The sequence below is a fragment of the Fulverythrobacter fulvus genome, assembly GCF_037154085.1.
Lineage (GTDB): Bacteria > Pseudomonadota > Alphaproteobacteria > Sphingomonadales > Sphingomonadaceae > Andeanibacterium > Andeanibacterium fulvum.
In genome coordinates, this window is the sequence record NZ_JBANRM010000007.1 from 14,080 (window position 1) to 36,663 (window position 22,584).

Consider the following 22,584-nt stretch of genomic DNA (forward strand, 5'->3'; position numbering starts at 1 on the left):
GGATGGCGCAGCTTGCTCCGCAGGAGCTAGCGTAGCCTGGATGAGGGTTGATGCCCTCTCGAAGACAAAACACCCTCACCCAACTCCGGCTAGGCCGGTTCCGGCCAAGCCTGCGTATCCCTCTCCCCCAGCGGGAGAGGGTTCGGGCGCAGCCTCACAGCTTCGGCAAAGTCACTCCGCGCTGGCCCATGTATTTGCCCGAGCGGTCGGCATAGCTCTTCTCACAGGCCTCGTTGCCTTGCAGGAACAGGAACTGGCAGGCGCCCTCATTGGCGTAGATCCTGGCCGGGAGCGGCGTGGTGTTGGAAAATTCCAGCGTCACATGGCCTTCCCATTCCGGTTCCAGCGGAGTGACGTTCACGATGATGCCGCAGCGGGCATAGGTGCTCTTGCCCAGGCAGATCACCAGCACGTCGCGCGGGATGCGGAAATATTCCACCGTGCGCGCCAGCACGAAGCTGTTGGGCGGGATCACGCAGACATCGGTCTTCACGTCGACAAAGCTGTTGGACGAGAAATCCTTCGGGTCGACGATAGCGTTGTGGACATTGGTGAAGATCTTGAACTCGTCCGCCACCCGCGCGTCATAGCCATAGGACGACAGGCCGTAGCTGATGCAGCCATCGTTCTGCTGGCGCTCCACGAAGGGCTCGATCATGCCGCTATGGCGGGCTTCTTTCCGGATCCACCGGTCGCTGAGAATCGACATGGTGGAGTGATTCACCACCCGTGGCGCGGGGGCAAGAGGGCAGGTGAAGTGTCTGCCGGAATTGTGGGGTGTGGGCCCCCATTCCGTAACCCCCTCCGCAACCCCGCGCCCCATTTCCAACCTCCGCTCACCCTGAGCTTGTCGAAGGGCATGCACGACATTCGCCCTTGTAGCTGGCCGTATCGCGTGGCCTTCGACAAGCTCAGGCTGAGCGGGTCTTGTTATTGGCCGTGATACTCGCGGAACCATTTCACGAACCGGGGCACGCCCACTTCGATCGGCGTGGTCGGCTCATAGCCCAGATCGGCGCGGATCGCTTCGATATCGGCGAAGGTCCTGTGCACGTCGCCCGGTTGCATCGGGAGCATTTCGAGCTGCGCGCTCTTTCCGCAGGCGTCCTCCAGCAGGCCGATGACCTTCATCAGCGGTTCGCTGCGGTGATTGCCGATATTGTAGAGCGCGTGGGGCTTGGTGCTGCCGCCTGCCTTTTCCGCATCGTCATCCGCCGGGGGATGGTCCAGCGCGGCGACCACGCCGGTCACGATATCGTCGATATAGGTGAAGTCCCGGTACATGTCCCCGTGGTTGAATACGGGGATGGGCCGGCCCTTCAGGATCGCGTCGGTGAACTTCCACATGGCCATGTCCGGCCGGCCCCACGGGCCGTAGACGGTGAAGAAGCGCAGGCCTGTCAGCGCGATGCGATAGAGATGGGCGTAGCTTTCGCTCATCAGCTCATCCGCCCGCTTGGTCGCGGCATAGAGCGAGACGGGATGGTCCGCCCGGTCCTCCACCGAAAAGGGCAGCTTGGCATTGCCGCCATAGACCGAGCTGGAGCTGGCATAGACCATATGCTCCGTCCCCCTATGGCGGGCGAGTTCCAGCAGGTTCAGGTGGCCCACCAGATTGGCGCTGGCATATTCATGCGGATGCTCGATCGAATAGCGTACCCCCGCCTGGGCGCCGAGATGCACGATCCGGTCGAATTCCAGCCCCGCCAGCGCGGAAGTGAGCCCCGCCATGTCGGAGAAGTCCAGCGTCAGGGAATGGAAGCGGTTGCCGCCCATCCCCTCCAGCCGGGCGATGCGGGCCTGTTTCAGCGAGACCTGGTAATAGGAATTGAGATTGTCGATCCCGATCACGCCGTCGCCGCGCGCCAGCAGCCGTTCGGACAGCGCCGCGCCGATAAATCCTGCCGCGCCGGTTACCAATACACGCATGCGAAACCCCTTTGCAGGCGGCCCTGCTAGCGCCGAACCCCTAGGACGTGGTTAAGGCGCGCCTCAGTCGCCGAGGAACTCATAGCGGAAGACATCGCCGTCGCGCTTCACCTTTCCGGCCGAGGAACGGCGGAAATGGGCCGGGAAGCAGATCGTGTCCGTGTCGGCCACGCGTTCCATCACCGCCTTGCGCGTGCGGCTGGCGGCCGGTGCATCCATGTCGAAGGCGAAGGGCAGGTCATGCCGGATCAGCTGGACCGGATGGTGGATCACGTCGCCCCAGAAGATGCCCGGCGCCCCGCCGTTCTGGGCATTGATCGTGCAGCAGCCGGGGGAATGGCCGAAGGCGGGCTCCAGCCAGATGCCGTTGCCGATCTCGCGGTGGATCACCCTGTCCTCGTCCACGATCTCGCCCATGCCCGCCTCCATCACCGGCACGATGGAATCGAGGAACGCCGCATTATGCAGTTCCTCGCCCTGCGGGTTTTGCTGGAAATATTCGAAGTCCTTCCGGCTGAAGAGATAGCGGGCGTTCCGGAAGGTCGGCACCCACTTGCCGTTTTCCAGCCGCGTGTTCCAGCCGACATGGTCGAAATGGAGATGAGTGCACATCACCAGATCGATGTCGCCCGGCTCGAACCCGGCGGCGCGCAGATTTTCAAGGTAGCGCGTATCGAGCTGGTGGACCTCTGGTAGGGCGCGGTTCTTGTGATTGCCGCAGCACGTGTCGACCAGGATAGTCAGGCCATCCACCTCGATCACCCAGCTATGGACCGAAAAGGTCATCAGCGCGGCTTCGGGATCGGCGCAGATCTCGTCCGGCTGGTCGTACCAGCGCATCAGGCGGGTCAGGTCTTCCCGGGTGGTGCCGGGCAGCTGGCTCAGCAAGGGAACCGGGCTGTCCATTTCGTGGACCTTGTGCACGGTGATGTTGCCCAGCTTGATCGGCGGCATCCTGTTTCTCCCAATTCCCAACGCCTGTTTTTTCGGCTTGTGGCGGCCTTGCTTAGACCATTCGCATCGGGCGGCGAAGGGGAATAGGACAATGCTGCAAACGCAAAAATCCCCACGGCGCGCGGCAGAATCCGTGATGGGGCGACGCGGCGGTGATGAGCAGGCGAATTATTCGCTTGGAGGGGGATTTCTTGTCCGATTGTGTCAACGCATCGGTTTGGGGACTGGGGCTCGATCAAGTCAGTTTTCAAAAAAATTTCATCAAAGTCATATAGTTAATTTCGGTTAGGGCCTTCCCCGGGCGCAAGTGGCCAACTCCGTTCATCCCGTAAAAGAGGGTAAACATCTAATTTGCGTTCTTGCGTAACCCTCTCGAATGATAGCCAGTGCATCACGCATCAGTTGATGGTGCAGCGCAGCGAAGAGCCGACGAACCATGGATGGGTATGATACGACTGCCCGAGAAGGGGACTTTGGCCCGGTAGTACACTTCCCGGCTTTGACGCCGGATGTTGCCACAGGTGACCATTCCGTGTTGGATGGCTGGGGTGTTCCGGGAACCCGGGGTGCTTTTGCCGATGGCGCCGTGCAGCATCCCATCGCCGAACTCGAGGTTCGGCTGGAAAAGCTGCGCAAGACCCGGTTCAACCGCCGGCTCATGGCGCTGGCCCTCGTTGCGGCCGACATTTTCGCCTGCTTCGCCGCCGTCCTCCTCAGCCAGCTGGCCTATGGCGCCACGCTCGATCCGGCCATTGCCGGAACCGCGCTGGCGGCGGTTTTCCCGGTCTATTTCCTGGCCGCCTTGCACACGGGGGCCCATAATCCCTCCGTCGCGCATCGGGCCGGGGTCAGCATCCGCAGCGCGGCAATCGCCTTCGGGATCACCGCGGCGATCTTCTTCTTCGCGCTGTTCGCCACCAAGCTGGGCGCGCATGTTTCGCGCCTGCAGGTAGTCCAGTCGCTGCTGATCTGCCTCGTGCTAGGCATTGCTGCGCGTTATGCCATCGCCCGGCGCGCCCTGCATCTGCTGGGGCCCAAGCCCTTTGCCGATTTGTGCATCTATGACGATGTGCCCATGCGGGCAGAGCGGGGCGCGGGCGCGATTCGCGCAGCCGAAGCGGGGCTGGTACCCAATCTCGCGCGGCCGGAAATGGTCGCCCGCCTGGGATCGCTGGCGCGCGGGATGGACCGCGTGGTGGTGCATTGTTCGGCCGAACGGCGCGAGGCATGGTCGCGCGCGCTCAAATGCGTGGACATCCGGTCGGAGATCGTGATGCCCGAACTGACCGAGCTGATGCCGCTCGATATCCGCTATCGCAATGGCGAGGTGAGCCTGGTGCTCGCCAACGGTCCGCTGCGCTGGCACCAGCGGCTGATGAAGAACCTGTTCGACCGCGTGGTCGCCGCTGTCGCGCTGGTCCTGTGCCTGCCGCTGCTGGGGCTGGTCGCCATCGCGGTGAAACTGGACAGCCCCGGCCCGGTTCTGTTCGGGCAGGAGCGGATCGGACTGGGCAACCGCCATTTCAGGATCTGGAAGTTCCGCACCATGCGGGCCGAACATACGGACCATCGGGGAGACGTTTCCACCGCGCGCGGCGATCACCGGATCACCCGGCTAGGCGCCCTGCTGCGCAATACCAGCCTCGATGAACTGCCACAGCTGTTCAACGTGCTGCTCGGCCAGATGAGCATCGTCGGCCCCCGGCCCCATGCCGCAGGCTCACGAGCGGAACAGCTGCTGTTCTGGGATATCGACGAGCGTTACTGGTATCGCCACTCGATCAAGCCGGGCCTGACCGGCCTTGCGCAGGTGCGCGGGCTGCGCGGCGCGACTCACAAACGCGGCGATCTCGAACAGCGCCTGTTTGCCGATCTCGAATATGTCGCCAACTGGTCGCTGCTCACCGATCTGCAGATCATCTGCAAGACCTTCCAGGTATTGGTCCACCGCAACGCCTATTGAGTGTTGGGATGACGAAGGGGGGCGTGGTGTTTTCCCTCCGCGCTATATCTCGTCCTCCCGGACTTGACCCGGGACCGCTGGCCACGAAGCACCCAGATCACAGCGATCCCGGGTCAAGCCCGGGATGACGAATGGGGAACCCTATTCCGCCGGTTCGCCCTGCCACGCGCCGCCCAGCGCCTTGTACAGGGCGATGGCCGCGGCTGACTTGGCGGCGCGGGCCTGGGCGTCCTGCCGTTCGGCCTGGGCGAAACGGAGGCGGGCTTGTTCCAGTTGCAGGCGACTGGTCTCGCCCTTGTCGTAAAGCAGGCGGGCAAGGTTCCACGCCTCCTGCTCGCGCTGCAGCGCCGTGGCGGCATTGGCGCCGGAGCGGGCCGAGGCGGCAAAGCGATTGGCGGCGCCTTCGCTTTCGGACAGGGCCTTCACGATCGCGGCTTCATAGGCTGCCGCCGCGCCGTCCGCCTTTGCGTCCGCTGCGCGAATCTGGGCGCGGATGCGGCCGAAATTGAAGATCGGCCAGCGGAAGAACCCGCCCGCCATGTAGCGCAGGCTCTCCCCGGTCACGAGATCGCCCAGCGATTGCGCCTGCAACCCGATGCTGCCCTGCATGGTGAAGCGCGGATAGAGGTCCGCCTTGGCCACGCCGATCCCGGCAGTGGTGGCGGCAAGGTCCATTTCCGCACGGCGAATGTCGGGCCGCCGCTCCAGCAGGTCGGACCGGATGCCGCTGGCCACCGCGTCGGGCGCGGCGGGCACACTGCCGCTGCTCGCCAGCAATTCCGGCACGACTTGTTCCGGCGGGCTGCCGACCAGCGCGGCAAGGCGATAGGCCGCGCCCGAGACATCCGCCTCCGCCTGGGCGACGGCTGCCGAACGGGCTTCCCGCTCGGCCGTGGCCTGCTCTGCCTCCAGCCGCGAGCCTTCGCCCGCCTTCGCGCGCAGGGCGGTCAGTTCGGCCAGAGCGCGGTTTGCCTCCTGCTCCGCCCGCGCAGTGGCGAGCTGTTCCTGGGCAAGGCGGAAATCGACATAGGTGCGCGCAATCTCGGCCGTGAGCGAGACGACCGCGTCGCGCCGGGCCCACTCGGCGGCATTCTCCACCGCGCGGGCGCGCTCCACCTCGCGCGTGGCGCGGCCCCAGGTGTCCATTTCCCAGCTGGCGTCGAAGCCGCTGTCGATCAGCGGGAATTCCGGATCGAAGCCGGGAATGTTGCCCACCGGAATCTGCCCGTTTTCGCTGATGCGGTTGAGCGTGGTGTCGCGCGTCATGCTCACTTGCGGCATCCGCCCGCCCTGCGCCGCCTCGCGCATGGCGCGCGCTTCGGCAATGCGGGCGGTGGCCTGGCGGATATCGGGGCTGGAGGCGAGGGCGCGTTCCACCAGCGCGGTCAGCTGCGGATCGCCGAACTGTTCCCACCATGCCGCGCTGACCGGCGCGGTGGAGGCAGGCTCCAGCCAGTCGCCGGCCATGGCGGTCTGCGGCCGCTCGTAATCGGGGCCGACGGTACAGGCCGCGAGTGCAAGCAAGGGGAGCGGGAGGAGAAGGCGAAAACGCATCGGATTACTCCATTCGCGACCGGAACAGCCAGGCCGAGGCCGACAGGGTGACGAGCGCGATCAGCACCAGCGGCCAGAGCTGGTGCAGCACGTCGGCAGCAGGCATGCCCTTGAGAAACAGGCCCTGCACGATGATCAGGAAATAGCGCGCCGGATTGATGTAAGTGACGGTTTGCAGCCATTCCGGCATATTGGCGATGGGGCTGGCATAGCCTGACAGCAACATCAGCGGCGTAGTCGCCACGAAGCTGCCGAGGAAGCTCTGCTGCTGGGTCATCGACAGGGACGAGACGAACAGCCCCACCCCGATCAGCGCCAGCAGATAGACCGCCAGCGAGATAAAGAACAGCAGGTAGGACCCGGTGAAGGGCACGCCGAACACCGCCTGCGCCACGAAGAGATAGAGCGTGCCGTTCACTGCCCCCACCAGGAAAGGCGGGACGATCTTGCCGATCACGATCTCATGCACGCGCAAGGGGCTGACGAGCAGTTGGTCGAACGTCCCCAATTCGCGTTCCCGCGCCACGGTCTGGCTGGTGATGGCAAGGCCGGCAATCGACACGATGATCACGATCAGCGCAGGCAGGGTGAACCAGATGAAGTCCAGCGTGGGGTTGAACCAGTTGGTCACCTGCGCGCCGCCCTGCATCTGCGGCATCGCCTCGGCATCCATTTCCGCCGTGATGCGCGAGACATAGCCCGCCACGATCTGCGCCGCGTTGGAGCGCCGCCCGTCCAGCACCAGCCCCACGCGGGTGGGCTGGCCCTTGTCCAGCGCACGGTCGAACCCTTCCTCGATCACCAATGCGGCGATCACCTGCTGGTTGTCGATCGCGCGGTGCAAATCTTCGGAGGAGCGCAGATAGAGGATGTCGCGGAAATTCGGGCTGCCGGAAATGCGCTGCACCAGTTCGGCTGCATGGGTGCCGCCGGATCGGTCGAGCACGGCCAGGTCCACATTCTTCACGTCCAGCGTGGTGGCGAAAGTGAAGATGAACAGCTGGATGAGCGGCGGCAGCACCAGAATGATGCGCGCCTTGGGATCGCGCAGCAGCGACCAGATTTCCTTGACGATCGAGGCCTTGAGACGCTGCATCAGTCCAGGCTCCTTCGCGTCACGCGGAAGGAGAGGAAGAAGAACAGGAAGCCGAAGCCCAGCATCACCGCGATATTGGGCAGAAAATGCGGCCAGATGTCTCCGGTGAGGAACAGGGTCTGCAGCGAGGGGATCAGATAGCGGGCAGGCACCGCATAAGTGATCGCCTGAATCCATACCGGCATCGAGCCGATCTCGTAAATGAAGCCCGAGAGCAGGAAGGTCGGCAGGAAGGAGGAGAGCAGCGCGATCTGGCTCGCGACGAACTGGTTCTTGGTGGCGGAGGAGATGAACAGGCCGAGGCCCAGCGCGGGCATCAGGAAGGCCGAGGCGATCAGGTAGAGTGCCAGCAGCGATCCGCGGAAAGGCAGGCCGAACATCGTTACCCCGATCACCGTGCACAGGGTCATCGAAGCAAGCGCGAGCAGGTAATAGGGCAGGATCTTGCTGGCGATGAATTCGGCCATGCTCACCGGCGTGGCGAGGATCGCCTCCATCGTGCCGCGTTCCCATTCCCGCGCCACCACCAGCGCGGTCAGCAGTGTGCCGATCATGGTCATCACGATGGCAATGGCGCCGGGGACGAGGAAATAGCGGCTCTTCAGCCCCGGATTGTACCAGAAGCGGGCCGAAAGCTCGATCTGCGGGGCCTTGGCGATCACGCCGGGCAGGCCTTCATTCGCGGCCCATGTCTGGAACACGCCCTGTGCCTGGCTGGCGACGAAGATGGCCGTGTTGGGCTGCGATCCGTCAGTCACGATCTGGATTTCGGGCAGGCGCCCGTCATGCACGGCCTTGCCGAAATCCTGCGGGATCACGATCATCCCGCCGATCTCGTCGCCGATCATCATGCGCCGCGCCTGCTCCCGATTGCGCAGGTGAGTGACCGAGAAATAGGGCGAGGCTTCGTAACTGCTCGCAAGGGCAAGTGCCGGGGCGCTGGAATCCTCCATCACCACTGCCACTTTCGTGCCCTGCGTATCGAGCGACACGGCATAGCCGAACAGGAACAGCAGCAGCAGCGGCATGGCCAGCGCGATGAGGAAAGTGGACGGATCGCGTACGATCTGCGCCAGCTCCTTCACCATCATCGCCTTGAGGCGGCGCATGTCGAAGCGGATGGGGCCGGACGGGCTGCTCATGCCGCGTCCCTCTCGTTCGCTTCCCGCTCAAGATCGCTCGCCTCGATCAGGGCGATGAAGGCGTCTTCCATCGTCGGGTCGGCCGAACCGGTAAGTGCAGCCGCCTTGGCCTTCAGCGCATCGGGCGTGCCGGTGGCGATCTGCGTGGCGCGATAGATCAGCGAGACGTCGTCGCAATATTCGGCCTCGTCCATGAAATGAGTGGTGACGAGCACGGTCACACCCTTTTCGACGAGGCCGTTGATATGCGTCCAGAACATGCGGCGGGTGACGGGATCGACGCCCGATGTCGGCTCGTCGAGGAACAGCACGGGCGGCTGATGCATCACCGCGCAGGCAAGCGCGAGGCGCTGCTTGAAGCCCAGCGGCAGGGCGCCCGAATTCATGTTGAGCTTGTCGGCGAGGTCGAAGATCTCGATCATAGCCTCTTTCGCCCGTCGCGCCTCGGCGCGGGACAAATTGTAGGCGCCGGCGAAGAAATCGAGATTCTGTCCGACGCTGAGATCGCCGTAGAGCGAGAATTTCTGCGCCATGTAACCCAGCGAGGCGCGTGCCTCGGCAGCGGAGTGGCGCAGATCGTTGCCCGCCACTGCGCCATGCCCTTCGCTGGGGGTCAGCAATCCGCACAGCATCTTGAAGGTGGTTGACTTGCCCGCGCCGTTGGGCCCGAGCAGCCCGTAGATCTGCCCCTGCGGAATGGCGAAATCCATCGATTGGGCGGCCGTGAATGCGCCGAAGCGCTTGGTCAGGCCCACAGCCTCGATCGCATGGTTTTCGCCCCGTTCGATCGTGCGGTAATTTTCCGCCAGCGCGCTGGTGCCCTTGGGGCCGCCGCCGAGAATTTCGATGAACCCGTCCTCGAAACGGGGCGGGGCCTGTGCGATCCTTGTGCCGGGCCCCGCATCGAAGGATGCCGGAGCGGGCACCGGATGGCTGCCGCGCACCAGCAGGCGGACGGAGCGGCCCTGGATCGTGCCGTCCATGATATCCGGCCGGTCGAGTGTCTGGGTGAGAAAGCGGCGGCGGCGCGGTTCGAAGCCCGATACCTGGATCACCCGGCCTTGCGCGCGGCCGGTCAGTTCGCCCGGCAGTCCGTCGAACAGCAGCTGGCCCTCATTGAGCAGATAGACCCGGTCGCACTTCTCCGCCTCGTCGAGATAGGCAGTGGACCACAAGATGCCGATGCCCTGATCGGTCAGCTGTTCGACCATCGCCCATAACTCGCGGCGGGAAATGGGATCGACGCCCACGCCCGGCTCGTCCAGCAGCATCAGCCGGGGCGTGCGCACCAGCGTGCAGGCAAGGCCCAGCTTCTGCTTCATGCCCCCGGAGAGCTTGCCGGCCAGCCGGTCCTGAAAACGGGCGAGGTCCGTGAAGTCCAGCAGCCGGGCGAAAGTCTCCTCGTGCTCCTCCTTCGGCAGGGCGCGCAGCTCGGCATAGAGATTGAGGTTCTCCAGAACCGTCAGATCTTCATAAAGCCCGAAGCGCTGGGGCATGTAGCCCAGCTGGTCGAGCATTGCCGCCGGCGGCTGGCCAAGGATCGCCACTTCGCCTTCATCGGGGTGGAGCAGCCCGGCAAGCAGGCGGATCAGCGTGGTCTTGCCCGCGCCGTCCGGCCCCACCAGCCCAGTGATCTTGCCTGCTTCCACTCGCATGGAAACGCCCGCCAGCGCGGGCGCGGACATGCCCTTGAAGCGTTTCACAAGGCCTGTCGCCTCGGCCGGATGGGGCATTTCGGGGGGCATGGCCGGGGGCTCCTGCGGCCTTACTTGCCGGTCACCGTAACAGTCACCGGCTGGCCCTGGCGCAGCCGGTCATCGGGGTCGGACACGATGATGCGCATGCGATAGACCAGGTCCGTACGCAAATCTTCGGTCTGCACTGTCTTGGGCGTGAATTCGGCGCGGGGCGAAATGAAGCCGATCGTCCCGCTATAGGTCTTGTCGTTACCGTCGGCCTTGACCTTCACCTTCATCCCCGGCGCGACGCGGGAAAGGTCGCTCTCCGCCACATAGGCGCGCACGCGCAGCGGTCGGTCGATGGAAAGGGTCAGCACTGTCTGCCCCGGCTGGACGATCGCGCCCGGTTCCTGCGCGCGAGTGACGACGGTTCCGGCGGTGGCGGCGCGCAGGGCAGTGTCGCCCCGGTCCACCATCAGGCTGCCGCGTGCTGCCATCGCGCTCTTGAGCTGGGCCTTGGCTGCGTCGATCTGTTCGACGCGCGCCCCCTGATTGAGCTTGGAGAGCGCCTGTTGCGCCTCGCTGAGTTGAGCCTGCGCCTGATCGCGCTGGGCCAGGGTCGCCTGCCAGACATCGCGGCTGATCGCGCCCGGTTCGACCAGCGACTGGCGCCGGTCGACATCCTGCTGGGCCTTGCGCAGGGCGGCCTGCGCGGCATCCACGCGGGCGCGGGCCTGCCCGATATCCTGCGCGCGGCTGCCGTTCATCAGCTCGGCCAGCTGGGCGCGAGCCTGTGCGATCATCGCATCCGATTCGGCGAGCCTGCTGTCGAGCGGTGCGGGGTCGATCAGGGCGAGCATCTGGCCCGGCTCCACCTTGTCGCCTTCATCCACGTCGATAGCGGAAATGCGCCCGCCGACACGGAAGGCCATGTCCACTTCGCGTATGTCGACATTGCCGTAGAGGGTCAGTTCGCCGCCATCGCCCTTTCCGACCAGGCCGAAGCCGTTAGTGACAATGGCTGCGATCAGCAGGGCTGCCGCGGCGAGGATGGGAATGAGACGCTTCCTGTTCATTCTGTCCCTCCGGTGAGGATGGCGATCGTATTGCGGCGAAGCTGGGCGCGCAGCATCGTGCCTTCGTCGGGGCCGAGTTCGCCCACTTCCAGCGCCTTGCACACAGTGGCCCGCGCCGCACGCATGACCAGCGCCTGGCCGAAGATCATCAGGCCGAGCGCGCGCAGCTGGCGGGGCTCCAGCCCCGGGCGGATGCGCCCGAGCAGGGCCTCGATGCCTTCGAGCAGGTCTTTCATAACGCCGCGATAGAGCCGCTCGAACGCCTCGGTCGGCTCCAGCTGCTCGCGCACCACGAAGCGGGACCATGCGGCCGAATCATCGTGCAGCATCATGATGGCCACGCTGTCCATCGCTTGCAGGATGCGCTCCAGCGCCTCGTCCGGACTCAGGCTGTCCACGTCGACCGCAAGGGCCAGGGCGGCGGTCTGCCGATTGCGTATCTGGCAGGCGATATGGTCGGCGCAGGCAAGATAGAGGCCTTCCTTGCCGCCGAAATGATAGGTGATCGAAGACATCGCCGTATCGGAAGCGCGCGCGATATCGCGCGTGCTGGCACCATCGAAGCCGAGCCTGCCGAAACGATCGATCGCTGTGTTGAGGAGACGTTCCTGAACCATGCGACGGGCATAATTCGTTCGAATGAACGAATCAATCGTCGACACAGGTCGCCACGCGATTTCTCGGATTTGATCGTTCGGTGAACGAAGCAGGCCTGCGCCATTCCATGGGCGCGGGGCGCCCGAAGGCGAAAATCGGTGTCTGCTTCTGAGTGATTGGTGCGGTCGAGAAGACTCGAACTTCCACGGGCTTTCGCCCACAACGACCTCAACGTTGCGCGTCTACCAGTTCCGCCACGACCGCAAAATCGACAAGGGCCAGCTGGCCCTCGCGGGGTAGGAGCGGGCCCTTAGCAAAGCGATTTCACCCCTGCAAGCGCGCTGGCATGACTATTTTTCGCTCCGATGCCTTTTATCAGGGCGCAGGCGGTCCTCAGTTGGGCTTCCAGCCGATTTCCGCGAATTTCGCGGCCTTGGGCACATCGGTCGCCGCTTCGTTGATCGTCACGCTTTCGCCCGGGGCCAGCGTGCGCTGCGGCGGCGCGACTTCCCAATCGTAGACGATACGGTCGCGCGCGTCGCGCAGCACGATCCGGATCGGCGGAATCTTGTGCGTGACCTTGCCGACATTGGTCACTGTGCCGCTGGCGCCGAAATATTCGGTGCCATTGGCCAACTGGCGCCGTTCCTGCTTGTCCGGGGGGAAGTCCAGCACCAGGTCGCTCTGGCCCAGGCCGAACATCGGGCGGCTGATCGGCACCCAGTCGGGCAGGCCCCAATAGCTGACCGCGAACACCGCGCCCATCGCGAACAGCGCGAAGATGGCCGCGGCATAGGTCCACAGGCGCAGCACGTTGCGGCGCGGGCGGAACGGCGGTTCGTGTTCGAACCGGGAATAGGTCTCTTCCTCGTAGTCCTCCGGCTCGGCGACCGCAGCCGGGGGCGGCATATGCTCCCCTGCGATTGCCTGCGGTGGCGGTGGAGGCTCTGCCACCGGGGCCGGTTCAGGCTGCGGAGCCGGTTCAGGCGCGGTGAAGGCGGAAAAACCGGGCCGCGCATCGGGATCGCGTGCGGGCACCTGCTGCGGCGGTGGAGTGGGAGACGGCGGCGGCGCGGGGCGGGCGACCGGGGCCGCAGGCGCGGGCACGCCGGCCGGCCCTTCCTGGAACCAGCTATGGCGGCACTTGGCGCACCGTACGGTACGGCCTTCTAGGCCGATCGCGCTATCGGGGACCACATAGCGCGTCGCACATGCTGGGCAGGCGATGATCATCGTGGAATGAGCTTAAGGCACATGCACGAATCACTATCAAGAGTCCCACCTGTGCGTGGAGCCCGGGTGTGGCTTTTTTCCACACCGATCACCCGCTATAGCCGGAACGCATGGCCGAAATTAACCTTGTCCCGCCACCGGTTGCGGATCTGCCCCGGGCATGAGCATGCCTGAGGGGGATATCGTCCAGTTCGACAATGTCGGGCTGCGCTATGGCGCCGGCAAGGAAGTGCTGAGCGACATTTCCTTCACGCTCTATCCAGGCAGCTTCTATTTCCTCACCGGGGCAAGCGGCGCTGGCAAGACTTCGCTGCTCAAGCTGCTCTATCTGGCGCAGCGCCCCTCGCGCGGGGCGATCCGGATGTTCGGCACCGATGTGATTACCCTGCCGCGCCGGAAATTGCCCGCTTTCCGCCGCCGTCTGGGCGTGGTGTTCCAGGATTTCCGCCTGGTGCAGCACCTTTCCGCCTTCGACAATGTCGCCCTGCCCCTGCGCGTTTCGGGCGTGCGGGAGAGCGATCTGGTGAAGCCGGTGGCCGACATGCTCGAATGGGTGGGACTGGCCGACCGTGCCGATGCGCGCCCGGCAACGCTTTCGGGCGGGGAACAGCAGCGCGTGGCCATTGCCCGCGCCGTTATCGGCCGGCCGGACATGCTGGTGGCCGACGAACCGACCGGCAACGTCGATCCCGACCTTGCGCTTAAATTGCTGCGCTTGTTCGAGGCGCTCAATCGCCTGGGCACCACCGTGGTGGTGGCCACTCACGATCTGCATCTGCTGAAGAAAGTGCCGGAATCGCTGATCATGCGGCTCGACAAGGGGCGGCTGAGCGATCCCACCGGCGCCTTGCGCTATCCACCCCGGCGGCCCTTCGCCCGACTGGAGGAGGATTTGCCGTGATTCCGTTCGGGAGGGAACGCAAGGCACAACTAGTCCCGCAGGCCCGGCTTACCGGGCCGATGCCGTGGGTGATCGCGATCATGGTGGCGCTCACGACCATCGCAGCGGCGGGTGGCCTCGCGCTGAGCAATCTTGCGCAGGCGGCAAAGGCGGAGCTTTCGGGCGGGCTGACGGTGCAGATCGTGGAAGCCGATGCCGAAGAGCGTGGGCGGCAGGCCGAACTGGCGGTTTCCCTGCTGGCCAATGTCGATGGGGTGGAGACTGTCGGCCGCGTGGCGGACAGCGAATTGCGCGAGCTGATCGAGCCCTGGCTGGGCGAGGATATCGGCGGCGAGACCGGTCACGGAGCAGGCGAGGCAGTACCGGTGCCCGCGCTGATCGACGTGCGGCTCGACGGGCCGGTTACGGATGCCAAACTCAAGCGGCTGCGCGCTATCCTGAAGGACAAGGCCCCCGCGGCTCGGGTCGACGCGCAATCGAGCTGGTTGGCCCCGGTCTTCGCGGCCATCGCTTCGCTGCAATGGCTGGCAGTGGGGCTGGTGGTGCTGCTGGCGGGAACGAGCGCGGCCGCGGTGTGGCTCGCCTCGCGCAGCGCGCTGGGTTCCAATCGCGCGACGATCGAGATCGTGCATCTGCTGGGCGGCACGGATGCACAGATCGCGCGAATCTTCCAGCGCTCTATCGGGATCGATGCGCTGCTGGGCGGTGCAGTGGGGCTGGGCTTCGGCATTTCCGCGGTGTTGCTGCTCGGGCGGCAATTCGCCGCGCTCGGTTCCGGCATGATCGCTGGCGGCGGACTTGGCTTGCCCGACTGGTTGGCGATTGCGGCAATCCCGCTTGCCGGAGTATTGATCGCCATGTTCACCGCGCGGCTCACCGTGCTCGCGGCGCTCAGGAAGATGCTGTGAGGTTTGGGCAAGTGATCCGCCGCGCGCTTGGCGCAATCTTTATCGTGTGGGCCCTGGGCTTCTTCTGGTTCGCAGTATTCCTGCCGGGCCCGGCAGGCGACGAGAAGACGGACGCCATCGTCGTTCCCACCGGAGGAGAGGGGCGGATCGCGCGCGGGTTGGAGATGCTGCGGCGCGGACAGGCGCAGCAATTGCTGGTCAGCGGCGTGGACGGCAATGTGAAGCCGCGCGAATTCGCGGCCGAATATGATGTCGATCAGAAGCTGATGGATTGCTGCATCACGCTGGGCTTCGCCGCGCTCGATACCAGGGGCAATGCGGCCGAAACGGCGGCGTGGGTAGGCGAACGCAACGTATCCTCGCTGCGGCTGGTCACTACCGACTGGCACATGCGCCGCGCCGAGCTGGAACTGTCCTCGGAGATGCCGGGCGATGTGACGATCGTGGAAGACGCCGTCCGTTCCAAGCCGTCGCTGCGCATCCTGTTCCTTGAATATCACAAGCTGATCGCGGCCTTCCTGGCACGCCTGCTGCCCTGGTAATCGTTATGGGAAACGTGCTGCGCAGCCTGGCATTCTATCTGGTGTTCTATGGCCTGAGCGTGGGCTTTGTCGTCTCCGCGGTAATCGCCGCCGCGTTGGGGCCGCGATATTCCCAGGCAGTGCCCGATGCATGGAGCGCGTTCCATCGCTGGTGCGTGGAAACCCTGCTCGGCATCCGCGTGGTGGAAGAAGGGCCGCGACCAGAAGGACCGGCACTCTATGCCTTCAAGCATGAGAGCTTTTTCGAGGCGATCGACATCGCCCGTTCGCTCCACCGGCCAGCGCCCTTCGCGAAGGAGGAACTGTTTCGCATTCCCCTGTGGGGCAGGGCCGCGCGGGCCTATGGCGGAGTGCCCGTCGCCCGCGATCAGGGTGCCAAGGCCCTGCGTTTCATGCTTTTCGAAGCAAAGCGACAGGTGGCGACCGGCCGCTCGCTGGCGATCTTTCCCGAAGGCACGCGCGTGCCGCATGGTGTGCGGGCGCCGCTGCGCGCGGGCTTTGCCGGAATCTACAAGGTGGTGGGGCTACCGGTGGTGCCAGTGGCCGTGAATAGCGGCCCGCTTTATCACCGCGTGTGGAAGCGCCCCGGCACTATCACCTTGCGCTTTGGCGAAGCGATTCCCCCCGGCCTCCCGCGCGAGGAAGTGGAAGAACGGGTATGCACGGCGATCAACATACTCAATCCGTGAAGCCGCCCGAGGACGATCCCTCGCTGCTCGAAGTGCTTGGGCCGGGTCTGGTCACCGGCGCGGCCGATGACGATCCCAGCGGTATCGGCACGTACAGCCAGGTCGGGGCGCAGTTCGGCTATGGCATGGCCTGGACGATGTTCTTCGGCTTTCCGCTGCTCGCCGCGATTCAGGCGATCTGCGCGCGGATCGGCGCCACGACCGGGCGCGGGATCGCCCAGAACCTGCGGCGCCATTACCCGCTGCCCCTGCTGCAGGGCGCGGTGCTGCTGCTCCTGCTGGCGAACATCATCAACCTGGGCGCGGATCTGGGCGCCATGGGGGCCGCATTGGCGCTGATCCTCCCCGGCCCGGCCCTTGCCTATACGGCGACTTTCGGCGTGCTGAGCGTGCTGCTGGAAGTGTTCCTCAGCTATGATCGTTATGCCCGCATCCTCAAATGGACCACGCTTTCGCTGTTTGCCTATGTCGGCGTGGTGTTCGTGGCCGATGTGCCGTTGGATGAGGCAGTGCGGGGCACGCTGATCCCGCAATTCCAGTTCGATCGGGAACATGCGATGGCGCTGGTGGCGGTGTTCGGCACCACTATCAGCCCTTACCTGTTCTTCTGGCAGGCAGGGCAGGAAGTGGAAGAACAGCACCGGCGCCACATCAAGCCGCTGCATGTTTCGCCCAGCAGCCGCGCCAGGCGCGAGCTGCGGCGCATTCGCACCGACACGCTGGTGGGCATGGGCTTTTCGCATATCGTGGCATTGTTCATCATCATCGCCACTGCCGCGACGCTCCACGCCCATGGCGTGCGGGATATCGAAAGCGCGGCGCAAGCGGCCGAGGCACTGCGACCGATTGCAGGAGATCTGACCTTTGCCCTGTTCGCGATCGGCATTATCGGTACCGGTCTGCTTGCGGTCCCCATTCTGGCGGGAAGCGCGGCCTATGCGCTCAGCGAGGCCTTCGGCTGGGTAGAGGGGCTGGACCGCAAGCCGCGTGAGGCAAAGGCTTTCTACGGGGCTATCGCGGCGGCCACACTGGGCGGCGTGGCGCTCAATTTCCTCTCGATTGACCCGATGCGCGCGCTGTACCTTGCGGCTGTGGTCAATGGCCTGCTCGCCCCGCCGCTGATGGTGGTGACGATGCTGATCGCCGGCAACCGCAAGGTGATGGGCAAGCTGGCGGTCAGGGGGCGGCTGGCGGCGGCCGGATGGCTGTCCACCGCAGTGATGTGGGTGATCGCCGGGGTATTCCTGCTTTCCTGACCGGCAAGCGCCGGGTCAGGCGACCCGGTTCAGCCCTGATGATCCTTGCGCCCGAAATCGGGCCGGGCATCGTCCTGCCCCAGCGCCACAATGGAGCGGCGGATGGCGCGAGTGCGGGTGAACAGCTCGAACAGGGCATCCCCGTCGCCGTCGCGGATCGCGTCCTGCATGGTCGAAAGATCGTCGAGGAAGCGCTGCAGCATCACCAGCACCGCGTCGCGATTGTTCAGGAACACGTCGCGCCACATGGTCGGGTCCGATGCGGCGATGCGCGTGAAATCGCGGAAGCCCCCGGCCGAATATTTGATCACTTCGCTGCGGGTCACGTCTTCCAGATCGGAGGCAGTGCCGACGATGGTGTAGGCGATCAGGTGCGGGATGTGGCTTGTCACCGCCAGCACCAGATCGTGGTGCTTGGGGTCCATGGTCTCCACCATCGCGCCCAGAGCTTCCCAGAAGAAGACGAGGCGCGCGACACTGGCAGCGTCGGCCCCTTCGGGAGGCGTGATGATGCACCAGCGCTGCTGAAACAATGTCGCGAAACCGGCATCGGGCCCGCTGTGCTCCGTGCCTGCCACGGGGTGTGCGGGCACGACCGGATTGGCGGGAAAGGCCTCGCTCAGCGCGGCGGCGATGGTCTGCTTGGAAGAGCCGACATCGCTGATCACCGCGCCCGGCGCGATATAGGGGGCCATGTCGCGCGCGACATCGGCAATTGCACCCACCGGCACGCAGAAGATCACCAGATCGGCATCGCGCACTGCCTCTTCGGCGGTGTCGCAGACTACGTCGGTCAGGGCCCGTTCGGTGGCGCGCTGGCGCACTGCCGGGTCGGCATCGAAACCGGTCGTGCGCGTTCCGGGAATATGGTCGCGCACCGCCAGCCCGATCGAGCCGCCGATCAGGCCAAGTCCGATGATGGCGACCGTGCCGAAGGGGGCAGGCGCCGGGCTCATCGTGCGGCTTCCGCCAGTTCGCGCAGGATCGCCGCGATCTCGGTCATCTGTTCGGTTGTGCCGATGGTGATGCGCAGGCCCTGCGGCAGGCCCTGCCCCGGCAGCCAGCGCGTGGCATAGCCGCGCTCGGCCAGCCCATCATGCGCCATTTGGGCAGTCAGCTTGCCCTCGAACAGGGTCAGCACGAAATTGGCCTTGCTCGGCAGCGGGCGCAGGCCGTGATTGCCGAGAGATTCCAACACGGACACGAAACGGGCGCGTTCGGACAGATTGTGCTGGCGCGAGTGTTCGACGAAATCCTGATCGGCCAACGCGGCGATGGCCGCGGCTTGCGCCACCCCGGAAAGGTTGAACGGCCCGCGAATGCGGTTGAGCATGGAGACGACTTCGACCGAGCCAGTGCCCCAGCCCACCCGGTCCCCCGCAAGGCCGTAAATCTTGGAGAAGGTCCGCGTGACCAGCACGTTGGGCGCGGATGCAGCCAGCGCCAGCGCGCCATCATCGTCTTCCGGCGTCAGATATTCGGCATAGGCCTGATCGACCACGAACAGCACATCCGCCGGCAGGGCCGCATGCAGCCGCGCAATCTCGCCCTTGGGCAGGTAACTGCCGGTGGGGTTGTTCGGATTGGCGAGGAAGACGACGCGCGTCTTCTCGTTCACCAGTGCCAGCAGCGCTTCCACATCGGTGCCGTAATCGAGATCGGGCGCCACCACCGGGGTCGCGCCGCAACGGCGGGCGGCAATGTCGTAGACCGAAAAGCCGTAGCGAACATAAAGCACTTCGTCCCCCACCCCGGCATAGGCCTGGGCGGCGAGGTTCAACAGTTCGTCCGACCCGGTGCCGCAGACGATGCGTTCGGCCGGAATGCCGTTCAGCGCACCCAGCGCCTCGCGCAGGGCAACCGAATCCGGATCGGGATAGCGATCGGGCAGCGGGGCGTTCCTGCGCGCTTCCAGAGCCGCCGGGCTGGTGCCGAGCGGGTTTTCATTGGCGGAAAGCTTGATCAGCTCGCGCCCGTCCGCACTGCGCGCCTTGCCGGGCACATAGGCATGGATCGCGGCGATCCACGGCTTGGGCACGGGGGCTTTTGCGGGCTGCTCGGGGCTGATCTTCTGTTCGGACATAACCCGCGGGCGCATAGCTGTGTTCGCGCGCAATTGACAGCCCGCTTGGCGTCCCCCAAGTCGCTTGGCGCAATGGCAACGATCCTGACCTACACCAGTGCCACGCTTACCCTGCCCGACGCCTTGCCGCTGGATAGCGGACTGGCGCTCGACGGAGTGGAGGTCGCTTACGAGACCTATGGCGAGCTGGCGGCGGACAAGGGCAATGCGATCCTGATCTGCCACGCGCTGACGGGCGACCAATATGTCGCCAATCCGCACCCCATCACCGGCAAGCCGGGCTGGTGGTCGCGCACGGTGGGGCCGGGCAAGCCGATCGATACGGACCGGTTCCACGTGATCTGCGCCAATGTCATCGGCAGTTGCATGGGCTCGACCGGCCCGGCCAGCCTCGCGCCCGATGGCCAGCCCTTCGGCATGCGCTTTCCCGTCATCACCATTCGCGACATGGTGCGCGCGCAGGTCGCGCTGCTCGATGCGCTGGGGATCGAATGCCTCCATGCCGTGGTCGGCGGATCGATGGGCGGGATGCAGGCGCTCAGCTTCGCGGCCAATTTCGGCGAGCGAACGCAGCGAGTGCTGGCTATCGCCACTACCGCGCGCCATTCCGCGCAGAACATCGCCTTCCACGAGGTCGGGCGCCAGGCGATCATGGCCGATCCCAACTGGCAGGGCGGCGCCTATTACGCCACGGGCCGCGCGCCCGATGCTGGCCTCGCCGTGGCGCGCATGGCGGCGCATATCACCTATCTTTCCGAAGCGGGGCTGACCGACAAATTCGGACGGCGCCTGCAGGACCGGGATTCCAAGAGCTTCGGCTTCGATGCGGATTTCCAGGTGGAAAGCTATCTGCGCTATCAGGGCATCAGCTTCACCAACCGGTTCGATGCGAATTCTTATCTCTATATCACCCGCGCGATGGATTATTTCGATCTGGCGGAAGAGCATGGCGGCAGGCTGGCCGATGCCTTTGCCCGCACCAGCGCGCGCTTCTGCCTGATCAGCTTCGATACGGACTGGCTCTATCCCACTGCCGAATCGCGCAACATCGTCCATGCGCTCAATGCCGTGGCCGCGCCGGTCAGCTTCGTGGAGCTTTCCGCGCCCTATGGGCATGACAGCTTCCTGCTGGACGTTCCCGCGCAGGACCGCGTGATCAAGGGCTTCCTCGAATGAGTACCCTGCGTCCCGACCTCGAAGTGATCGCCCGGCACATTCCCGCCGGTGCGCGCGTGCTGGATGTCGGTTGCGGCGATGGCACGCTGATGGCCGCCCTGCGGGATGGGCGGGGTGTGGATGCGCGCGGGTTGGAACTCAGCCCGGAGAAGGTTGAACTCTGCGTCAGCAAGGGGCTGTCGGTGATTCAGGGCGATGCCAATCGCGATCTGGCCGAATATCCCGATGGGGCGTTCGATTACGCGATCCTGAGCCAGACCCTGCAGACGTCGGAACGGCCGGACCTGATGCTGGACCAGTTGCTGCGCGTGGGGCGGCAGGCCTTCGTCAGCTTCCCCAATTTCGCCTATTGGCGCATGCGCCTTTCGCTGCTGGTGAACGGGCGGATGCCGGTGACGCCGCACTTGCCGGTCAGCTGGTACGAGACGGAAAATATCCATCATCTGACGATCGCGGATTTCCGCGCCTTGCTGGTGGAGAAGGGCGTGAAGACCCAGGGCTGCTGGTTCTTCACCCATGACCGGGAAGTGGGTTCCACCGGCGCGAACTGGTGGGCCGAACATGCGGTGTTCCAGCTGAGCCGGTGAGTACGGCGGAACGCAGCGGGGAGAGATAGGAAATGTCCGGAAATATCGCAGGCGCCCAGAGCGCCGGGAAAAGCTACGAAGCTGCGCGCGAGGCGACGCGCAGGGCCGTATTCCTCAACGTGGCGCGCTCCCTCGATAGTGGCGAAGAACACCGGCAAGGCCTTGCCGCAGTGTTCCAGGCCTGTCGCGAACGTGCACTGGAAGCTGGCGCCGCCTGCGGGATGACGACGGAACAGGTCGATGCGGATATTTCGCAGATCTGTGACGAGGACGTCGTCAGCCTGCGTGCCGCGACGGATGAGGAATTTCGCGCATTCGCCAATGAAAGCGGTGAAGTGGTGCAGCGCTTCCTGCTGGGGTAAGCGGCGCGGCTCGTCAGGCCGGGACGTTGACTGCCAGCACGCTGTCATCGCGCGCCAGACACCACAGGCTCAGCCCGGCGGCGGTGGCGCGGTCCACGGCCATTCCGGTGGGCAGCGAGATGGTGACGAGGCGGGTTGCCCCGGCTCGCACGGCCTTCTCCACGATTTCGTAGGAACAGCGCGCGGTGGAAAGGATGAAGCCATCCGCCGGGTTCTGCCCCGCCCTGGCCAGCGCGCCGATCAGCTTGTCCATCGCATTATGCCGCCCGACATCCTCGCGCGCGTGGAGGATCGTGCCGTCCTTTGTAACGAAGGCGGCGGCATGGGCCGCACCGGTCGCCCGCCCGAGCGTCTGGAAATCTCGCAAGGTCCCCAGCGCGCGGAAGATCGCCTGCGGATCGAGCGCGGCGTGAGCGGGCACTTTCGGCAGGGGCTTGGCCACGGCATCGAGATTTTCGATCCCGCATAGCCCGCAGGAGCTTTCCGCCACGCGCGCGCGGACGCGTTCGGTGAGTTGTTCGATGCCGAGCCCTGTAAGGCTACCACGAACGATCCAGCCCTTTTCCACTTCCACGACATCAATGTCGGACAGGTCGGAGGGCTTCTTCGCCAGTCCTTCGGTGAGGGCGAAGCCGAGGGCGAAATCCTCAAGATCGGCGGGGCTGGCCATCATCACGGCATAGGCCAGGCCGTTGAATTCCAGCGCCACCGGAACTTCCGGCACCCATTGGCGCGGGGCATCGCGGCGTTCGCCGGAACGACTGATTTCGACAGGGGACGTCATGATCGCCTCTTACCTCGTCATTGCGAGCAAAGCGAAGCAATCCAAAGCGTAACGCGATGGGCCCTGGATTGCT

Annotated in this window: 22 protein-coding genes and 1 tRNA gene; 9 read left to right on the forward strand and 14 right to left on the reverse strand. The window is 65.1% G+C overall.

Annotated elements, in window-relative coordinates; genetic code table 11:
• Nucleotides 1–154: 154 nt before the first annotated feature.
• The 3 genes from dcd to WFP36_RS15985 all read right to left on the reverse strand — a co-directional run bounded on the left by dcd (nucleotide 155) and on the right by WFP36_RS15985 (nucleotide 2,883).
• Nucleotides 155–709 (reverse strand): dCTP deaminase, encoded by a 555-nt coding sequence (gene dcd, locus WFP36_RS15975; RefSeq protein ID WP_336981969.1) that lies wholly within the window; start codon nucleotides 707–709, stop codon nucleotides 155–157.
• A gap of 221 nt (nucleotides 710–930) precedes the next feature.
• Nucleotides 931–1,929, reverse strand: a complete 999-nt coding sequence (locus WFP36_RS15980) for an NAD-dependent epimerase/dehydratase family protein (RefSeq protein ID WP_336981971.1) — start codon at nucleotides 1,927–1,929, stop codon at nucleotides 931–933.
• Nucleotides 1,930–1,992: 63 nt separating this feature from the next.
• Entirely contained in the window at nucleotides 1,993–2,883 is an 891-nt protein-coding gene (locus WFP36_RS15985) for an MBL fold metallo-hydrolase (RefSeq protein ID WP_336981973.1), read from the reverse strand.
• A 586-nt stretch (nucleotides 2,884–3,469) separates the two neighbouring features.
• Here WFP36_RS15985 and WFP36_RS15990 point away from each other — a divergent pair.
• Nucleotides 3,470–4,846: a sugar transferase gene (locus WFP36_RS15990; protein ID WP_336981975.1), complete on the forward strand. Its 1,377-nt coding sequence runs from the start codon at nucleotides 3,470–3,472 to the stop codon at nucleotides 4,844–4,846.
• 141 nt (nucleotides 4,847–4,987) lie between these two features.
• Here WFP36_RS15990 and WFP36_RS15995 read toward each other — a convergent pair whose 3' ends face one another.
• The 8 genes from WFP36_RS15995 to WFP36_RS16030 all read right to left on the reverse strand — a co-directional run bounded on the left by WFP36_RS15995 (nucleotide 4,988) and on the right by WFP36_RS16030 (nucleotide 13,223).
• Complete coding sequence (locus WFP36_RS15995; protein ID WP_336981976.1) at nucleotides 4,988–6,400, reverse strand: efflux transporter outer membrane subunit; 1,413 nt, start codon at nucleotides 6,398–6,400, stop codon at nucleotides 4,988–4,990.
• A gap of 4 nt (nucleotides 6,401–6,404) precedes the next feature.
• The gene (locus WFP36_RS16000) at nucleotides 6,405–7,496 is read right to left on the reverse strand and encodes an ABC transporter permease (protein WP_336981978.1); all 1,092 of its coding nucleotides are present in this window, start codon (nucleotides 7,494–7,496) and stop codon (nucleotides 6,405–6,407) included.
• Entirely contained in the window at nucleotides 7,496–8,638 is a 1,143-nt protein-coding gene (locus WFP36_RS16005) for an ABC transporter permease (protein ID WP_336981979.1), read from the reverse strand. Before WFP36_RS16005 ends, WFP36_RS16000 begins: the two co-directional genes overlap by 1 nt.
• On the reverse strand, nucleotides 8,635–10,383 hold the full coding sequence (locus tag WFP36_RS16010) for an ATP-binding cassette domain-containing protein (protein WP_336981981.1): 1,749 nt from the start codon (nucleotides 10,381–10,383) through the stop codon (nucleotides 8,635–8,637). The genes WFP36_RS16005 and WFP36_RS16010 overlap by 4 nt, the downstream gene beginning before the upstream one ends.
• A 20-nt stretch (nucleotides 10,384–10,403) precedes the next feature.
• Nucleotides 10,404–11,393, reverse strand: a complete 990-nt coding sequence (locus tag WFP36_RS16015; RefSeq protein ID WP_336981983.1) for an HlyD family efflux transporter periplasmic adaptor subunit — start codon at nucleotides 11,391–11,393, stop codon at nucleotides 10,404–10,406.
• On the reverse strand, nucleotides 11,390–12,010 hold the full coding sequence (locus tag WFP36_RS16020) for a CerR family C-terminal domain-containing protein (RefSeq protein ID WP_336981984.1): 621 nt from the start codon (nucleotides 12,008–12,010) through the stop codon (nucleotides 11,390–11,392). The genes WFP36_RS16015 and WFP36_RS16020 overlap by 4 nt, the downstream gene beginning before the upstream one ends.
• 157 nt (nucleotides 12,011–12,167) lie before the next feature.
• A tRNA-Leu gene (locus WFP36_RS16025) sits at nucleotides 12,168–12,254 on the reverse strand.
• A 129-nt stretch (nucleotides 12,255–12,383) separates the two neighbouring features.
• A complete protein-coding gene (locus WFP36_RS16030) occupies nucleotides 12,384–13,223 on the reverse strand; it encodes an MJ0042-type zinc finger domain-containing protein (protein ID WP_336981986.1) in 840 nt (279 codons plus the stop codon).
• A gap of 160 nt (nucleotides 13,224–13,383) precedes the next feature.
• Between WFP36_RS16030 and ftsE the strand changes: the two genes are divergently transcribed.
• The 5 genes from ftsE to WFP36_RS16055 are packed head-to-tail and all read left to right on the forward strand — an operon-like array spanning nucleotide 13,384 to nucleotide 17,519.
• Nucleotides 13,384–14,124 carry a cell division ATP-binding protein FtsE gene (gene ftsE / locus WFP36_RS16035; RefSeq protein WP_336981987.1) on the forward strand — a complete coding sequence of 247 codons (741 nt, stop codon included), beginning with the start codon at nucleotides 13,384–13,386 and terminating at the stop codon, nucleotides 14,122–14,124.
• A complete protein-coding gene (locus WFP36_RS16040; RefSeq protein WP_336981988.1) occupies nucleotides 14,121–15,032 on the forward strand; it encodes a cell division protein FtsX in 912 nt (303 codons plus the stop codon). Before ftsE ends, WFP36_RS16040 begins: the two co-directional genes overlap by 4 nt.
• An 11-nt stretch (nucleotides 15,033–15,043) precedes the next feature.
• Entirely contained in the window at nucleotides 15,044–15,574 is a 531-nt protein-coding gene (locus tag WFP36_RS16045) for a YdcF family protein (protein ID WP_419716648.1), read from the forward strand.
• A 5-nt stretch (nucleotides 15,575–15,579) separates the two neighbouring features.
• Nucleotides 15,580–16,263 carry a lysophospholipid acyltransferase family protein gene (locus WFP36_RS16050; protein ID WP_336981991.1) on the forward strand — a complete coding sequence of 228 codons (684 nt, stop codon included), beginning with the start codon at nucleotides 15,580–15,582 and terminating at the stop codon, nucleotides 16,261–16,263.
• Nucleotides 16,233–17,519 carry an Nramp family divalent metal transporter gene (locus WFP36_RS16055; RefSeq protein WP_336981993.1) on the forward strand — a complete coding sequence of 429 codons (1,287 nt, stop codon included), beginning with the start codon at nucleotides 16,233–16,235 and terminating at the stop codon, nucleotides 17,517–17,519. The genes WFP36_RS16050 and WFP36_RS16055 overlap by 31 nt, the downstream gene beginning before the upstream one ends.
• A gap of 29 nt (nucleotides 17,520–17,548) precedes the next feature.
• Here WFP36_RS16055 and WFP36_RS16060 read toward each other — a convergent pair whose 3' ends face one another.
• Together WFP36_RS16060 and hisC are read right to left on the reverse strand one after the other, a co-directional pair.
• A complete protein-coding gene (locus tag WFP36_RS16060) occupies nucleotides 17,549–18,475 on the reverse strand; it encodes a prephenate/arogenate dehydrogenase family protein (protein ID WP_336981994.1) in 927 nt (308 codons plus the stop codon).
• Nucleotides 18,472–19,602 (reverse strand): histidinol-phosphate transaminase, encoded by a 1,131-nt coding sequence (gene hisC / locus WFP36_RS16065; RefSeq protein ID WP_336981996.1) that lies wholly within the window; start codon nucleotides 19,600–19,602, stop codon nucleotides 18,472–18,474. The genes WFP36_RS16060 and hisC overlap by 4 nt, the downstream gene beginning before the upstream one ends.
• Nucleotides 19,603–19,674: 72 nt before the next feature.
• Between hisC and metX the strand changes: the two genes are divergently transcribed.
• Genes metX through WFP36_RS16080 form a run of 3 tightly spaced genes read left to right on the forward strand, consistent with a single transcriptional unit; the run spans nucleotide 19,675 to nucleotide 21,727 of the window.
• Complete coding sequence (gene metX, locus WFP36_RS16070; RefSeq protein ID WP_336981998.1) at nucleotides 19,675–20,778, forward strand: homoserine O-acetyltransferase MetX; 1,104 nt, start codon at nucleotides 19,675–19,677, stop codon at nucleotides 20,776–20,778.
• Entirely contained in the window at nucleotides 20,775–21,365 is a 591-nt protein-coding gene (metW, locus tag WFP36_RS16075; RefSeq protein ID WP_336981999.1) for a methionine biosynthesis protein MetW, read from the forward strand. The genes metX and metW overlap by 4 nt, the downstream gene beginning before the upstream one ends.
• Nucleotides 21,366–21,397: 32 nt before the next feature.
• The gene (locus WFP36_RS16080) at nucleotides 21,398–21,727 is read left to right on the forward strand and encodes a hypothetical protein (protein WP_336982000.1); all 330 of its coding nucleotides are present in this window, start codon (nucleotides 21,398–21,400) and stop codon (nucleotides 21,725–21,727) included.
• A 13-nt stretch (nucleotides 21,728–21,740) separates the two neighbouring features.
• Here WFP36_RS16080 and fdhD read toward each other — a convergent pair whose 3' ends face one another.
• On the reverse strand, nucleotides 21,741–22,511 hold the full coding sequence (fdhD, locus tag WFP36_RS16085) for a formate dehydrogenase accessory sulfurtransferase FdhD (RefSeq protein WP_336982002.1): 771 nt from the start codon (nucleotides 22,509–22,511) through the stop codon (nucleotides 21,741–21,743).
• Between the last annotated feature and the right edge of the window lie 73 nt (nucleotides 22,512–22,584).